Source organism: Spirillospora sp. CA-108201, assembly GCF_050936235.1.
Classification (GTDB): domain Bacteria; phylum Actinomycetota; class Actinomycetes; order Streptosporangiales; family Streptosporangiaceae; genus Spirillospora.
Genome location: NZ_JBNJNE010000001.1, coordinates 1,313,359 through 1,327,058 on the forward strand (window position 1 = coordinate 1,313,359; position 13,700 = coordinate 1,327,058).

Genomic DNA, 13,700 nt, shown 5'->3' on the forward strand with positions numbered 1-13,700 from the left:
ACCGGGCCTGCGCCCGGGGCGGCTCAGCCGCTGAGGAACTCGGCCAGGGCGGGCGCGAGCACGGCGGGGTCGACGTCGTGGGTCTGGCCGTCCAGGGTGCGGTGCGTCCCGGCGGGCAGGAGCCCGGCGGTGCGGCGCGCGATGTCGCGCATCCAGGCGGGGCTGGCGCCACCGTCCAGCACCAGGGCCGGGACGGTGACGGCGGCGACCAGGTCCTCCGGCAGTTCGGCGCCCGTGGCGGCGTCGTCCATGACGGCCGAGTCGTAGGCGAGGGTGGGCGCGAGCGCCTCCAGAGCGGGCCACATCGGTGCGCCCCGCATCCGGCCGACCATCTCCGGGGGCATGCCGACGGCGGTCATGAACAGGGCGAGGGCGTCGCCGCGGCGCCCGTCGGCGAGCATGCCGGTCAGCTCGGTGCCGTAGGCGCGGGCGCGGGTGAGGCGGTCGTCGTGGGCGGGTTTGAAGGGCGGCTCGAACAGCGCGATCCGGGTGATCGGCAGCCCCTGCGCGGCGGCGCGCAGCGCCAGGACGGCGCCGGACGACATCCCGTACACCGCGGCGGATCCGCCGGCGGTCTCGATCACGGCGGCCAGGTCCTCGATCTCGCGCTCGACGGCGTAGGGCGGGGTGTCGCCGCTGTCGCCGCGCCCCCGGCGGTCGTAGGTGAGGACGGTGTGGTGCGGGGCGAGCAGCCCGGCGAGCGCGGCGCCGGAGCCGCGGTCGTTGAGGGCGCCGCCGACATGGATCAGGGCGGGGCCCGCGCCGGTCCGGTCGATCGCGATGCGGGTGCCGTCCTTGGAGTGCGTGGTGTCCATGAGGGGTTCCTTCCCAGGTGGCCGGCTTTGCGCGGCCGTTCACCCCACCGACGAACGCGCCGCGCCGCGACGGACACCTCGCGGGACGTTCTTCTCAGGCGCGTCCGGGCGGGGCGGTCTCGGCGAGGCGGCGGGCGAGGTAGCGGCGCTCGGCGTCGTCGTCGGCCAGGGCCAGCGCGGCGCGGTAGGCGGCGGCGGCCTCGGCGCCCCGGCCCATGCGGCGCAGCAGGTCGGCGCGGGTGGCGGGCAGCAGGTGGTAGCCGTCCAGGGCGCCGGAGCGCTCCAGGCCCTCGACCAGTTCCAGTCCGGCGGCGGGGCCGTCGGCCATGCCGACGGCGACCGCCCGGTTCAGCCGCACGACCGGCGAGGGGACCAGTTCCGCGAGCAGCCGGTACAGCTCGGCGATCTGGGGCCAGTCGGTGGCGGCGGCGTCGGGCGCGGTGGCGTGGCAGGCGGCGATGGCGGCCTGCACCAGGTAGGGGCCGGGCGGGGGCCTGCCGGGGGCAGGGTGCAGGGCGTCCTCCAGCAGGGCGACGCCCTCGGCGATCGCGTCGGCGTCCCAGCGGGAGCGGTCCTGGTGCTCCAGGGTGACCAGCGCGCCGGCGGCGTCGGTGCGGGTGGCGGCGCGGGCGTGGTGCAGCAGCATCAGGGCCAGCAGGCCGCGCGCCTCGGGCTCGCCGGGCAGCAGCGAGGCCAGCAGCCGGGCGAGGGCGATCGCCTCCCCGCACAGCGCGCGGCGCCGCGGGTCGCCGTCGCCGGCGGCGCCGTAGCCCTGGTTGAACAGCAGGTACAGCACGCCGAGGACGGCGGCGGTGCGTTCGGGCAGCGCCTCGGGCGGCGGGACCCGGTAGGGGATGCCCGCGTCGCGGATCCTGCGTTTGGCGCGGGTGATCCGTTTGGACATCGCCGCCTCCTCGACCAGGAACGCGCGGGCGATCTCGCCGGTGGTGAGGCCGGCGAGGGTGCGCAGGGTGAGCGCCACGCGGGCGTCGAGGCGGAGCGCGGGGTGGCAGCAGGTGAACATCAGCCGGAGCCGGTCGTCGCCGAAGGCGCCGGGTCCGGGCTTCGGGGAGGGGCCGGCGGCGCGGGCGGCCTCGGCGAGCTTGCGGGCGCCGGCGGCGTCGCGTCGCAGCCGGTCCACGGCGCGGTTGCGGGCGGCGGTGGTGAGCCAGGCGCCGGGACGGGCGGGGACGCCGTCGCGCGGCCAGCGTTCCAGCGCCGCGGCGAAGGCGTCCTGGGCGCACTCCTCGGCCAGGTCCCAGTCGCCGGTCATCCGGATCAGGGTGGCCACGACCTGGCCCCATTCGGAGCGGAAGGCCCGCGCGACGGCGTCGGGGGCGCCCGCCCGGGCCGGCCCGGGGGAGGCGGCGGCGCCGGTCACGCCGTCGCGGGGCCCGGTTCCTCGACCGGGCGGATCTCGATCTGTCCGAGAGCGGCCCACGGGTGGCGGGCGGCGATCTCGACGGCCTCCCGCAGCCCGTCGCACTCGATGAGGGAGAACCCGCCGATCTGGTCCTTGGTCTCGGCGAACGGCCCGTCGGTCAGCAGCACCTCGCCGCCGCGGACCTTGACGGTGGTGGCCTGGTCGCTGGGCGCGAGCCCGGCGCCGCCGCGGACGACGCCGCGCCGCGCCATCTCCTGCGACCAGCCGCCGCAGCCGGTGGCGGCGGCCTGCTCGGGATCGGTGCCGGCGGTCTCGTCGCTGCAGATCATCAGCACGTAGCGCACGGTTCCTCCGCTGACCGGGTGTCCTCGCGGACGGGGGCCCGTCCGCACAGCGGCATCCCAGAATCGCGCCGGCGCGCGGGCCGCGTGATCCACGGCTCGCCCCGGGGGCCGTTGACCCGGGCGCGGAAGCGCGCACACTGTCGGGAATGGGTACTCCATGCCGGTTCAGGGCATGGCGCCGGACGCGGCGTCGGGACGAGGCACTTCGCACCGGGCGGCCGGGCCGGTGACGGGCCTGGAGCCGGGCGTGGTGGCGGGGCTGGTGCTGCTGGCGGTGGCGGCGGGCGCGGGTGTCGCGGCGGCGGGCGCGATGTTCGGGGTCGGGGGGCCGATGCTGTGCGTGCCGCTGCTGGTGGCGCTGGGAGTGCCGGTGCTGTCGGCGCTGGCGGCGGCGCAGGCCCAGTCGGTGGTGATCGCCGGCGCCGGGACGGCCGGGTACGTCGCGGCGGGCGCGGTGGACTGGCCGCTGGCGGCGCTGGTGGGCGTCCCGGAGCTGGCGGGGGTGCTGGCGGGGTGGGTGATCGCCCGGGCGGTGCCGGCGGGGGCGCTGAAGGGGGCGCTGGTGGTGAGCCTGCTGGCGCTGGCCCCGTACGTGGTGCTGCGCGGCTGACCCGCGTGGGGGGCGGCCGGAGGCGCCGCTCAGGTGCGGGCGCGCAGGCGGCGCAGCATGCGGGCGTCGGTGAATCCGACGGCGCGGGCGGCGGCGTCGGCGGTGGCGCCCTGCCCGATGAGGTGCTCGGCGCGCTCCACCCGCAGTTCCTGCTGGTAGCGCAGCGGGGTCAGGCCGGTGGCGGCGGTGAAGCGGCGGGTGAGGGTGCGTTCGCTGACGCCGGCCTCGGCGGCCAGGGCGTGCAGGGGCAGGGGGAGGGTGTAGCGGGCGTCGATGAGGTCCTGGGCGCGGTGGACGGCGTCGCTGACGTGGGCGCGGTGCCGCAGGAGGGCGCTGGCCTGGGGCTCGTCGCCGTTGCGGCGCGCGTACACGACCATGGCGCGGGCCGTGCGGGCGGCGGCGCCGGGCCCGTGCCGGGAGGCGACCAGGTGCAGGGCGAGGTCGATGCCCGAGGCGATGCCGGCGGAGGTGATGACGCGGCCGTCGGTGACGTACAGCACGTCGCGTACGACGGCGGCGCGGGGGTGGCGGCGGGCGAGGGCGTCCTGGAGTTCGTGGTGGGTGGTGCAGCGCCGCCCGTCCAGGAGCCCGGCGTGGGCGAGGGCGAACGCTCCTGCGCAGACGCTGGCGACGGCGCCGCCCGCGGCGTGGTGGGCGGCCAGGCGGCGGGCGGCGCCGTCGGAGACGGGCGGGGCGTGGGGTTCGTCCGCGCCCCACCGCCATCCGGGGACCAGGACGATGTCGCCCGCGGTGAGGCCCGGCCAGGCGGTGGGCGCCTGGAGGGGGACGCCCTGCGCGGTGGGCACTGTCGCGGGCGCGCCGGGGGACGGGGGCGGGGTCTCCTGCGGGTCCGGGGGCGCGGGCTGGTCGGCGACGTAGGCGAGCCGGTAGGGCAGGCCGGCGTCGGCGGCCATCCCGAACACCTGGGCGGGCCCGGCCAGGTCGAGCAGGTGCAGGCCGGGGACGAGCAGGAAGACGACGCGGGTCACGATCCGGTCAGCCTACCGGGGCGGGCGCGAGGTCGTCGAGCGAGGCGATGGCGGCGAACCGTCCGGCCAGGGCGTACTCGGTGCGGGCGATGATCTGGTCGGTGGGCAGGGTGGCGGGGTCGGCGAGGATCTCGGCCAGGGCGCGGCCGGGCGGGGCGTCGCGGTGCTCGATGGGGAAGGTGGCGGTGGCGTCGGTGACGAAGGTGACGCGGTAGCCGAGGTCGGCGGCCAGGCGGGCGGTGGTCTCGCAGCACTGCTCGGTCTGGATGCCGCAGACGGCGACCTCGGTCACGCCGCGCTCGGTGAGCAGCCGCTGCAGGCCGGTGGTGGTGAAGGCGTTGCGGGAGGTCTTGGTCAGGACGGGCTCGCCGGGCGCGGGGGCCAGGCCGTCCATGAGGCGCACGTGGCCGAGCGCGGGGTCGAAGGGGCCCCCGCTGCCCGGTTCGGCGTGCAGGATCCACACGACCAGGTCGCCGGCGGCGCGGGCGGCGTCGGTCAGGCGCGCGGCGCGCGCGGCGATGTCGGGCGCCGAGACGGCCTCCCAGACGGGCCGGCGGCGGAAGGACTCTTGGACGTCGATGACGAGGAGTGCTCGGTTCATGGTGTCGATCCTGGCCGGGCGCGGGAGCGCCGGCCAGGCATCATCGCGGCGGGAAGCGGAACGATCCGGTCACCGTTTCGGGCGGGCCGGGGTAAAGGATCTCGGGTGGGGGAGGGAGGGGGCGGTCTGGGCGGGAATCCCCCGAGGTGAGGGGGTCTGTACGAGTGAGGGGGACTCGGTATGGGCGGAGGCGTCGAGGGGCACGCGCCGGGCGTCAGCATCGGGGTGGAGGAGGAGTTCCTGCTGGTGGACGCGGTGTCGGGGGAGTGCGTCGCACGCGCCGAGGACGTCCTGGAACGGGCCGGGCCGCACCGGTGGCGGGCCTCCGGCGGATCGTTCCACACCGAGTTGCTGGGGTCCCAGGTGGAGGCGGTGACCGGGGTGTGCCACGACCTGGCGGGCCTGCGCGCGCAGCTGCGGTACGGGCGGGCGCGGCTGGCGGAGGCGGCGCGGGAGGCTGGCGCGCTGGTGGTGGCGTCGGGGACCCCGGTGCTGGGCGGCAGCCCGCCGCCGGCCGCGCGGGGCGAGCGGTTCGCCGCGATCGTGTCCGCCTACGGCGACCTGGTCGAGGACTACCAGGCGTGCGGCTGCCATGTGCACGTCGGCGTCCCGGACCGGGAGTCGGCGGTGGCGGTGGTGAACCATCTGCGGCCGTGGCTGCCGGTCCTGGTGGCGCTGGCGGCCAACTCGCCCTTCGACCGCGGGCGCGCGACCGGTTACGCGGCGCGCCGGCTGATGGAGATGGCGCGGTTCCCGGGGGCGGGCGTGCCGCCGTGGTCGGCGTCGGCGGCCGACTACGACGCGCGGGTCGCGGCGCTGGTGGAGTCGGGCGCGCTGGTGGACGGGGCGATGACGTTCTGGCTGGCGCGGCCGTCGCCGCGGTGGCCGACGGTGGAGGTGCGGGCCGGGGACGCCGCGGCGACCGCGGACGAGGCGGTGCTGCAGGCCGCGCTGGTGCGGGGCCTGGTGGGCGCCGCGCTGGCGGAGCTGGCGGCGGGCCGGGAGGCGCCGCGTGCGGACGGGCAGGTGTGCGCGGCGGCGCTGTGGAACGCGGCCCGGCACGGCCTGGACGGCTCCGTGGTCGACCCGGTGTCGCGGCGGGCGGTCCCGGCGTGGCGGCTGGTGGAGGACCTGGTCGCCCGCGCGGCCCCGGCCCTGGAGGACGCCGGCGACCTGGACGCCGTGTTCAGGCTGGTGGAGGGCGTGCGCCGGACGGGGACGGGCGCGGACCGGCAGCGCCGGGCGGCGCGGGAGGGCGGCCCGCGCGCGGTGGTGGACATGCTGGTCCGGCAGACCGAGTCCGGCGGCCTGGCCGCGGGCGCGTGGCCGGACGCCGGGGCGGACGCCGGGGCGGCTGCGGGGCCGGGTGAGCCGTCGGACGGGACCCCAGGGGAGAAACCGGGCGTATGGGACGCGGGTGAGCGGGTACCGGAGCCGGACGCCCCCTGACGACGGAGGAGACATGGCCGTTCACCAGGACCGACCGCCCTCCCGCGGTCCGACGCCGGGCGCCGGCACGGGCCCGGCGTCGAGCCTCGCGCACGCCCCTTCGCTCGGGTCGGGGCCGGGTTCCGTGCGGGCGCGCGCGGACCGGGCCCCGGTGCTGCCGCAGCCGCGGGGCCCGCTGTCGCGGGCGGTGGCGGCCGTCCTGGTCTCGGGCCCGCCTCCGAGCCCTCTTCGCGACGACCCGCCGAAGGCGTCCGAGATGGCCGGTCTGGTCGCCGAGGCGCGGTCCTGCGCCCCCTATGGCGAGGATGTGCATCTGGCGCTGCACACCTGCTACGAGCTGCACTACCAGGGGTTCGCGGGCGTGGACCCGGACTGGGAGTGGGATCCGGGGCTCCTGCGGCTGCGCGGGGCGATGGAGGCGGTGTTCCTGGGGGCGCTGCGCCGCGACGTGCGGGATGCGGGCGCTCCGGATCACGTGCGCGGCGCGGCCTGGGACGTGGACGGGGCGCTTGAGGAGTTGCTGGTCGAGCCGGCGGGCGCGCGCGGCGTCTCCCACCATCTGCGCGACGAGGGCACGTGGGAGCAGATGCGCGAGTACGCGGCGCTGCGGTCGGTGTACCACCTGAAGGAGGCCGACCCGCACGCGTGGGTGATCCCGCGGCTGCGGGGGCGGGCCAAGGCGGCGCTGGTGGCGGTGGAGAACGACGAGTTCGGCGGCGGCCGTCCGGAGACGACGCACCAGGGCCTGTACGCCGATCTGCTGGACGACCTGGGGCTGGACCCGTCCTACGGGGCCTACGCGGACGCGGCGCCCGCGGTGATGCTGGCGACGGTGAACATGATGTCGCTGTTCGGGCTGCACCGGGCGCTGCGGGCCGCGCTGGTGGGGCATTTCGCGGCGGCGGAGATCACCACGGCGCCGTCGGCGCGGCGGATGGCGCGGGCGCTGGAGCGGCTGGGCGCCGGGCCGCGGGCCCGGCTGTTCCACACCGAGCACATCGAGGCCGACGCCGTCCATGAGCAGGTGCTGCGCCACGAGGTGATCGGGGGGCTGCTGGAGGCCGAGCCGGGCCTGGCGGGGGACGTGGTGCTGGGCGTGCGCGCGACGGGCCTGCTGGAGGACCGGCTGGGCGGCCACCTGCTGGGGTGCTGGCGGGCGGGGCGGTCGGCGCTGCGGCGTCCGCTCCCGGAGGAGACGGGCGGCGCGGCGGCCGGGGCGATGAGCGACCCGCCGCCGGCCGCACCGTCGGCGGGGTGAAGAGAGAGGGCGGGGCGATGCTGCTTTTCAGGCCGCCGGGGGTGTACCGGCCGCAGGCCGACACCTCGCTGCTGTTGAGGGCGATGCTGAGGTCGCTGGCGCCGCCGGGAGCGCCGCCGGGGGCGCGGGTCCTGGAACTCGGCACGGGGACGGGCGCGGTGGCGCTGGCCGCGGCGCGGGCGGGCTGCGAGGTCGTGGCGGTGGACGCCTCGGCGCAGGCGGTGCTGGCGGCGCGGGTGAACGCGCGGATGCGGGGGCTGGCGGTGCGGGTGCTGCGCGGGGACATGTTCGCGCCGGTCGCCGGGCAGCGGTTCGACGTGATCGTCGCCAACCCCCCGTACGTGGCGGGGGAGGTCGACCCGGTGTCGGTGCGGGGGCGGGCGCGGGCGTGGGAGGCGGGCCCGGGCGGCAGGGTGCTGCTGGACCGGATCTGCGCGCAGGCGCCCGGGCACCTGGCGCCGTCGGGGACGCTGCTGGTGGTGCATTCGGCGCTGAACGGGGTGGCGGCCACGCTGGTGGGGCTGCGCCGCGCGGGGATGCGGGCGTCGGTGGTGGCGCTTCACCGCGAGCCGTTCGGGCCGGTGATGCGGCGCCGCGCGGACGGGCTGCGGGCACGGGGCCTGCTGGTGGCCGGACAGCGGCACGAGGATCTGGTGGTGGTGCGCGCCGACCGGATCGGGGAGGGGGCGTGCGATGAGCGCGACCGGTGGGCCGCATGAGCCCCCGTCCGCGGCCGTGGACCCCCCGGCGGGCCCGGCCGGGGGCAGGCTGGGCGGCCGGGAGCGGCGGCGGGTGCGGATGGTGCCGGGCGGGCCGGTGCTGGTGGAGGGCCCGGTGGAGGTCGTGATGGAGGACGGGTCGACGGCGGTGTCGGACCGGTGGCTGGTCGCGCTGTGCGCGTGCCGCCGCAGCCGCGCGTACCCGTTCTGCGACACCAGCCACCGCCGGCGCCGCCGCGGCTGACCCGGCGGGTCCGCGGCCCGGCTCCGGGCGCGGCCGTTCGGGGCCGGTCGCCGTTCGGGGCCGGTCGGGTCAGCCGCCGAGGCTGTCCAGGGCGGTGTCCAGCCGCTGGGCGAGGGCCTGGATCTGCTCCTCGTTGGCGCCGGTGTCGAGTTCGGCGATGACGGCGTCCCGCGTGGTGATCACCATGGCGTCCTCGGGGCCGTCGCCGCGGCTCGGGTCGGCCGGGACGACGGCGGCGCGGCCCTCGACGACGACGAGCGCGGCGCCGCGCTCGGTGGAGGCCAGCAGGGTGTGCAGGTGCTCGGGTGTGATGGTCGGCATCGGGTGACCTCCGGTGAAGTCGTGGCGTGGTGGTCCGGTCAGGCTCTGCGGCCGACGCCGGTGGCGAACTCGCGGCCGCGCAGCCGCCCGCCGGTGTCCGGGGACAGCGGCGGGGTGTCGCGGCCGGCGCCGGTGCGCAGCCCTTCGAGGAACTCGGTGATCGTTTCGCGGGCGGTGTGCCGGGGCGTCCAGCCGAGTTCGGCGCGGGCGCGGGCGGTGTCCATGAGCGGGACCCGCAGGGCCAGGTCGAGCAGGGCGGGGGAGGCGGGCACCAGGTGCAGGTTCCAGGCGGCGGCGAGCGCGGCCCGCACGCCCCGCGCGGGCAGCCGCACGGTCCGGGCGCCGAGCAGGTCGGCGAGCTCGGCGGCGTCCAGGGCGGGGTCGGCGGCGAGGTTGAAGGCGCCGCGGGCCCGGCCGGTGGCGGCGAGCCGGAACGCCTGCCCGGCGTCGGCGGAGTGCAGGACCTGCAGCCGCAGGCCGGGCAGGTCCGGGACGACGGGGATGAGGCCGGGGCGGGCGAGGCGTCCGGGCAGCAGCGGTCCGGCGAACAGGCGGCGCTGCTCGCCGGCGCTCTGCCGTTCGAAGATGAACCCGGGCCGCAGCCGCACGACGCGGCGGTCGGGGTCGGCGGCCTCGAAGACGTCCAGGAGCCGTTCGACGTAGGCCTTCTCGCGGCTGTAGGCGGCCTCGGGCCACCCGTGGGTGGGCCAGGACTCGTCGACCGCGCGGTCCTTGGGGCCGGGGGAGTAGGCCCCGACGGAGGAGGAGTACACCAGGGCGGGCACGCCGGCGCGGGCGGCGGCGTCGAACACCCGGGCGCTGCCGACGGCGTTGGAGTCCCAGGTCACCGCGGGCCGGTGGGTGGGCTGGAACAGCCATGCCAGATGGACGACGACGTCGGCGCCGCGCATCAGCGGGACCAGGTCGGTGTCGGTGACGTCCGCCTCGGCCCAGCGCGGCTTGCCGGTCCCGCCGGGGTCGGCCTCGCGGGCGGCTCCGGGGCCGGGTTCGCGGCGGGCCAGCCCGGTGATCTCGGTGACGGCCGGGTCCTCGGCGAGCGCGCGGACGGTGCTGATCCCGATGTTGCCCGTGGCGCCGGTGACGACGACGCGCATGGCGATCCCCCTCCTCGGCGGTTCGCCCGCGGGCTCGTCCCCGCAGGTGGACGGCCCCATTCCCGTCCCGCGCCGATGTATGCCCGGCGGGCGCGCCCCGGCCGCGGCGCCCGCCGCCGGGGCGGCGACGGGCGGGCCCGCGCCGCCGGGGGCGGGGGTCAGGCGGGGACGGCGTCGCCGGGGCGGCAGTGCAGGCACGGCCGGTATCCGGCGGCGCGCGCGGCGGCCAGGTCGCGGAACCCGTGCCGGTGCCCGGGGGTGATCCGGCGCGCGTCCGCGCAGGTCGGGTAGCACACGATCCCGGTGGTGTCGGAGCCGACCAGCCGCACTCCGCGCCGGGCGAGTTCGGTGACCTCCTCGACGTCGACGTCCTCGGCGCGCAGCAGCCGCTCCTTGGCGTCGGCGCCGAAGACGTAGTCGCCGAGGGAGCCGTCCGAGCGGGTCACGCGGTGGCAGGGGATCAGCAGCGGGACGGGGTTGCGGCCCAGCGCCGACCCGACGGCGCGGACGGCCTTGGGCCGCCCGGCGTGCCGGGCCACCCACGCGTAGGGGCGGGTCTGCCCGCGCGGGATCCGCGCGGCGGCGCGCAGCACGGCGGCCTCGAAGTCGCTGAGGCCGCGCAGGTCCAGGCGCAGCGGGCCGAGCCGGCCGGTGCGCAGCGCGGGCAGCAGCCCGGCCGGGGCGCGGTCGGCGGGCAGCAGGGGCCGCGCGAACCGGGCGCGGAACGCGGCAGCGAACTCCCGCTCGTCCATGCCGGCGCGCAGGTAGGCGACGCCGTGGTCGGTGAAGGCGACCTGCAGGCCCTCCAGGGGGCCGGGGACGTGGAGGCGGCGGGCGGCGATGCGGTCCAGCAGGGCCGGGGGCGCGTCGGCGGCCAGTTCCGCCAGTTCGCCGGCCAGCGGGTCGGGCGTGCCTCCGTCGGGGTCGGTGCGGTTCATCGGTCGCCCCCTTTCTGCTCGGGGTCGGAGACGGCGGGGCCGGGTGCGGCGCGCAGGGCGCGCAGGCGGGCCAGGCCGCGGGAGATGTGGGACTTCACGGTGCCCTCGGGCAGGTCCAGGACGGCGGCGATCTCGGCGACGGGCAGGTCGGTGACGTGGCGGAGCACGACCGCGGCGCGCTGCCGGTGGGGGAGCCGGGCCAGCAGGCCTGCCAGTTCGCGGCCGGTCTCGTGGCGGGCGGCGGCGTCCTCGACGCCCTCGCCCGGGTCGGGCGGGTCGGGGGCGTCCTCGATGGGGCCCGGCGACGGCCGCCGCGCGGCCGTGCGCAGGCTGTTGCGCCACACGTTGGTCAGGATCGTCAGGAGCCAGGCCCGCGGCCGCAACTCGGCGACGCGGGACGCGTCGTAGCCGGTCAGCGCGCGGTAGGCGCGCAGGAACGCCTCGGCGGACAGGTCCTCGGCCTCGGCCCAGCGCCCGCACAGCCGCAGCGCGGTGGAGAACACCGCGCCCCGGTACGCCTCGTACAGGGCGGCGAAGCCCTCGTCGAGGTCGCGGGCGAGGGCGGCGACGACCCGCGCCCCGGCGGCGTCGCCCCCGGTGTCGTCCCCCGGGCCGCCGCCCGCGGCGCCGGGGGCGCGGCTGAGAGCTTCGTCCGTAACCGTCACATCCGTTCAACACCGCCGTGCCCGGCCCGGTTGCAGCCGGGCGGCCGGGTGGCCGGTCAGCCGAGCCAGCCGGGGCGGATCATTCCCGTCTCGTAGGCCAGCACCACCAGCTGCGCCCGGTCGCGGGCGCCGAGTTTGGACAGGATACGGCTGACGTGGGTCTTGGCGGTGGCGGGCGACAGGACCAGGCGCCCTGCGATCTCCTCGTTGGACAGGCCCGCCGCCACCAGGTGCAGCACCTCGCGTTCCCGGTCGGTCAGCGCGTCGAGCTCGGCGGCGGGCGGCGGCGCGGTGATCCGGGAGGCGAACTCGGCGATGAGCCGCCGCGTCACGGTGGGCGCCAGCAGCGCGTCGCCGCGCGCCACCACCCGCACCCCGTGGATCAGCTCGGTCGGCTCGGTGTCCTTGACCAGGAACCCGCTGGCCCCGGCCTTGATCGCGCCGTAGACGTAGTCGTCCAGGTCGAACGTCGTCAGGATCACCACGCGGACGTCGGCGAGCCGGGGGTCGGCGATGATCCGCCGGGTGGCCTCCAGCCCGTCCAGGACGGGCATGCGGATGTCCATCAGCACCACGTCGGGCCGCAGTTCGCGGGCCCGCGCGACGGCCTGCTCCCCGTTCCCGGCCTCGCCGGCGATCTCGATGTCGTCCTCGCCCTCCAGGATCGACCGGAACCCCGCCCGGACCAGCGTCTGGTCGTCGGCCAGCATCACCCGGATCACGCTTTCTCCTCCGTCTCGCCCATTCCGCTCATCCTTTCGCGCCCGGTGCGGGGTCCGGCGGCACCGGCCTCGTCCAGCGGCAGCCGCGCCCACACCCGGAACCCGCCCGCCGGGCCCGGCCCGGCGGTCAGCTCCCCGCCGACCGACGCCGCCCGCTCGCGCATGCCCCGCACGCCGCTGCCGCCCGCCGCGCCGGGCGCGGGGTGCCCGGTGCGCGCGGCGGGGCCGGCGCCGTCGTCGTCCACCCGCACGGTCACCTCGCCGGGGAACAGCCGCACTTCGACCGTGACCGCGGCGGCCCCCGAGTGCCGGACGGCGTTGGTCAGCGCCTCCTGCACGATCCGGTACCCGGCCAGCCCGACCGGGGCCGGCAGGTCCTCCAGCGCCGCCGTCCCCGCCGAGCCGGGCTCGGGCAGGTCCCCGGCGCGGCGGACCGCCAGCCCGGCCGCGGCGGTCTGGTCCAGCAGCTCACCGACGCGCGCCAGCGACGGCGGCGGCGCCACCGGCCCGGCCTCGCCGGGCCCGTCCTGCCCCACGGCGTCGACCTGGCGCAGGACGCCCAGGATCCCGCGCAGCTCCCGCAGGGTCTCCCTGCTCGCCGCCTTGATCGCCTCCAGCGCCGTGTAGGCGCGGGCCGGGTCGTCGCGGCGGTGCAGCGCCGCGCCCGCCTGCACGTTGATCAGCGAGATCTGGTGGGCGAGCACGTCGTGCAGCTCGCGGGCGATGCGCAGCCGCTCGGCGACCGCGCGGCGCCGCGCCTCGGCCTCACGGTCGCGCTCGGCGGCGGCGGCGCGCCGCTCGGCCGCCTCGGCGAGGGCGCGGCGCCCGCGCACGTACTGCCCGACCGCCACCGTGATCAGCAGCCCCATCGACAGCGACGCCACGCCGCGGGCGTCGGTGATCGCATCGGGGTCGTCGCCCGAGCCGCGCGCCGACGCCGACGCCAGGAACCCGGCGTTGACGACGATGACCGCGCCGAGCGACACCGCCAGCCGGCACTCCACGGCCGCGTTGAACAGCGCCAGCCACAGCACGACCGCGATGGGCCCGTCGGGGTAGCCCAGCGGGTAGTACAGCGGCGGCACCAGCACGGCGACCACCAGGGCCGCCACGGGGTGGCGGCGCCGCCACGCCAACGCCGCCGACGCCGCGACGATCAACGCGAGCCCGCCCGGCCACAGGGGCCGGTCCCCGGGCTTGACCGCCGCCACGCTCATCGCGACGGACGCCACCAGGACCGCCGCCGCCAGCAGCACGTCGGCCGCCTGCCCGCGCGGCCACCACTCCCGGCCCGTGATCCTGCCCGTGATCTCTCTGGCGAACGCGCCGGCCGCGGCGGCCCGGCGCGCGGGCCAAGGCGCGAGCCGCCCGGGGGCCCCGGCGGCGCCCGCGCCGGGCTCGTCCGGCCCGGGGGCGCCGGGCCGGCGCGGCGGGCGGGGCGGGGGCGCTGTCACGCGCCAACCGTAGTTCAGCCCCGCGCGCGTCCGCGCCCCACCGAAGATCATCCCGGTGCGGGTCGCCGCACG

General features: G+C 78.2%; 16 protein-coding genes. 5 read left to right on the top strand and 11 right to left on the bottom strand.

Annotation, left to right across the window (positions count from 1 at the left end):
- Window positions 1-23 precede the first annotated feature (23 nt).
- From ACQEU6_RS06315 to ACQEU6_RS06325, 3 genes are all read right to left on the bottom strand, one after another.
- On the bottom strand, window positions 24-815 hold the full coding sequence (locus ACQEU6_RS06315) for an alpha/beta fold hydrolase (protein WP_499329648.1): 792 nt from the start codon (window positions 813-815) through the stop codon (window positions 24-26).
- 94 nt (window positions 816-909) lie between these two features.
- A complete protein-coding gene (locus tag ACQEU6_RS06320; protein ID WP_499329649.1) occupies window positions 910-2,196 on the bottom strand; it encodes an RNA polymerase sigma factor in 1,287 nt (428 codons plus the stop codon).
- Window positions 2,193-2,543 (bottom strand): YciI family protein, encoded by a 351-nt coding sequence (locus ACQEU6_RS06325; RefSeq protein WP_499329650.1) that lies wholly within the window; start codon window positions 2,541-2,543, stop codon window positions 2,193-2,195. Before ACQEU6_RS06325 ends, ACQEU6_RS06320 begins: the two co-directional genes overlap by 4 nt.
- Before the next feature lie 157 nt (window positions 2,544-2,700).
- Here ACQEU6_RS06325 and ACQEU6_RS06330 point away from each other — a divergent pair, with 157 nt between their 5' ends.
- The gene (locus ACQEU6_RS06330; protein WP_499329651.1) at window positions 2,701-3,153 is read left to right on the top strand and encodes a TSUP family transporter; all 453 of its coding nucleotides are present in this window, start codon (window positions 2,701-2,703) and stop codon (window positions 3,151-3,153) included.
- Window positions 3,154-3,182: 29 nt separating this feature from the next.
- Here the strand turns inward: ACQEU6_RS06330 and ACQEU6_RS06335 are convergent, their stop codons facing one another.
- Together ACQEU6_RS06335 and ACQEU6_RS06340 are read right to left on the bottom strand one after the other, a co-directional pair.
- Complete coding sequence (locus ACQEU6_RS06335) at window positions 3,183-4,142, bottom strand: GlxA family transcriptional regulator (RefSeq protein ID WP_499329652.1); 960 nt, start codon at window positions 4,140-4,142, stop codon at window positions 3,183-3,185.
- Window positions 4,143-4,149: 7 nt separating this feature from the next.
- Window positions 4,150-4,743: a cysteine hydrolase family protein gene (locus ACQEU6_RS06340; protein WP_499329653.1), complete on the bottom strand. Its 594-nt coding sequence runs from the start codon at window positions 4,741-4,743 to the stop codon at window positions 4,150-4,152.
- A 180-nt stretch (window positions 4,744-4,923) separates the two neighbouring features.
- Here ACQEU6_RS06340 and ACQEU6_RS06345 point away from each other — a divergent pair, with 180 nt between their 5' ends.
- From ACQEU6_RS06345 to ACQEU6_RS06360, 4 genes are all read left to right on the top strand, one after another.
- The gene (locus ACQEU6_RS06345; protein ID WP_499329654.1) at window positions 4,924-6,192 is read left to right on the top strand and encodes a carboxylate-amine ligase; all 1,269 of its coding nucleotides are present in this window, start codon (window positions 4,924-4,926) and stop codon (window positions 6,190-6,192) included.
- A gap of 124 nt (window positions 6,193-6,316) precedes the next feature.
- Window positions 6,317-7,450 carry an iron-containing redox enzyme family protein gene (locus tag ACQEU6_RS06350; RefSeq protein WP_499340103.1) on the top strand — a complete coding sequence of 378 codons (1,134 nt, stop codon included), beginning with the start codon at window positions 6,317-6,319 and terminating at the stop codon, window positions 7,448-7,450.
- 17 nt (window positions 7,451-7,467) lie between these two features.
- On the top strand, window positions 7,468-8,169 hold the full coding sequence (locus tag ACQEU6_RS06355; protein ID WP_499329655.1) for a HemK2/MTQ2 family protein methyltransferase: 702 nt from the start codon (window positions 7,468-7,470) through the stop codon (window positions 8,167-8,169).
- A 79-nt stretch (window positions 8,170-8,248) separates the two neighbouring features.
- Window positions 8,249-8,413, top strand: coding sequence for a CDGSH iron-sulfur domain-containing protein (locus ACQEU6_RS06360; protein WP_499340104.1), 165 nt, complete (start codon window positions 8,249-8,251; stop codon window positions 8,411-8,413).
- A gap of 69 nt (window positions 8,414-8,482) precedes the next feature.
- On the opposite strand, the gene ACQEU6_RS06365 is transcribed toward ACQEU6_RS06360, so the two are convergent.
- Genes ACQEU6_RS06365 through ACQEU6_RS06390 form a run of 6 tightly spaced genes read right to left on the bottom strand, consistent with a single transcriptional unit; the run spans window position 8,483 to window position 13,628 of the window.
- Window positions 8,483-8,734 carry a hypothetical protein gene (locus ACQEU6_RS06365; protein ID WP_499329656.1) on the bottom strand — a complete coding sequence of 84 codons (252 nt, stop codon included), beginning with the start codon at window positions 8,732-8,734 and terminating at the stop codon, window positions 8,483-8,485.
- Between the two features lie 38 nt (window positions 8,735-8,772).
- Window positions 8,773-10,047 carry an NAD-dependent epimerase/dehydratase family protein gene (locus tag ACQEU6_RS06370; protein WP_499329657.1) on the bottom strand — a complete coding sequence of 425 codons (1,275 nt, stop codon included), beginning with the start codon at window positions 10,045-10,047 and terminating at the stop codon, window positions 8,773-8,775.
- Window positions 10,008-10,787: a methylated-DNA--[protein]-cysteine S-methyltransferase gene (locus ACQEU6_RS06375; RefSeq protein WP_499329658.1), complete on the bottom strand. Its 780-nt coding sequence runs from the start codon at window positions 10,785-10,787 to the stop codon at window positions 10,008-10,010. Before ACQEU6_RS06375 ends, ACQEU6_RS06370 begins: the two co-directional genes overlap by 40 nt.
- Entirely contained in the window at window positions 10,784-11,452 is a 669-nt protein-coding gene (locus ACQEU6_RS06380) for an RNA polymerase sigma factor (RefSeq protein ID WP_499329659.1), read from the bottom strand. The genes ACQEU6_RS06375 and ACQEU6_RS06380 overlap by 4 nt, the downstream gene beginning before the upstream one ends.
- Window positions 11,453-11,508: 56 nt before the next feature.
- Window positions 11,509-12,174 (bottom strand): response regulator, encoded by a 666-nt coding sequence (locus tag ACQEU6_RS06385; protein ID WP_499329660.1) that lies wholly within the window; start codon window positions 12,172-12,174, stop codon window positions 11,509-11,511.
- Entirely contained in the window at window positions 12,171-13,628 is a 1,458-nt protein-coding gene (locus ACQEU6_RS06390) for a sensor histidine kinase (RefSeq protein ID WP_499329661.1), read from the bottom strand. The genes ACQEU6_RS06385 and ACQEU6_RS06390 overlap by 4 nt, the downstream gene beginning before the upstream one ends.
- Window positions 13,629-13,700 lie beyond the last annotated feature (72 nt).

What these genes read in the sequence shown, in the direction of transcription:
- ACQEU6_RS06315 (WP_499329648.1), bottom strand. Translation starts at nt 815, where the DNA reads ATGGACACCACGCACTCCAAGGACGGCACCCGCATCGCGATCGACCGG.
- ACQEU6_RS06330 (WP_499329651.1), top strand. Translation starts at nt 2,701, where the DNA reads ATGCCGGTTCAGGGCATGGCGCCGGACGCGGCGTCGGGACGAGGCACT.
- ACQEU6_RS06340 (WP_499329653.1), bottom strand. Translation starts at nt 4,743, where the DNA reads ATGAACCGAGCACTCCTCGTCATCGACGTCCAAGAGTCCTTCCGCCGC.
- ACQEU6_RS06345 (WP_499329654.1), top strand. Translation starts at nt 4,924, where the DNA reads ATGGGCGGAGGCGTCGAGGGGCACGCGCCGGGCGTCAGCATCGGGGTG.
- ACQEU6_RS06355 (WP_499329655.1), top strand. Translation starts at nt 7,468, where the DNA reads ATGCTGCTTTTCAGGCCGCCGGGGGTGTACCGGCCGCAGGCCGACACC.
- ACQEU6_RS06360 (WP_499340104.1), top strand. Translation starts at nt 8,249, where the DNA reads ATGGTGCCGGGCGGGCCGGTGCTGGTGGAGGGCCCGGTGGAGGTCGTG.
- ACQEU6_RS06365 (WP_499329656.1), bottom strand. Translation starts at nt 8,734, where the DNA reads ATGCCGACCATCACACCCGAGCACCTGCACACCCTGCTGGCCTCCACC.
- ACQEU6_RS06375 (WP_499329658.1), bottom strand. Translation starts at nt 10,787, where the DNA reads ATGAACCGCACCGACCCCGACGGAGGCACGCCCGACCCGCTGGCCGGC.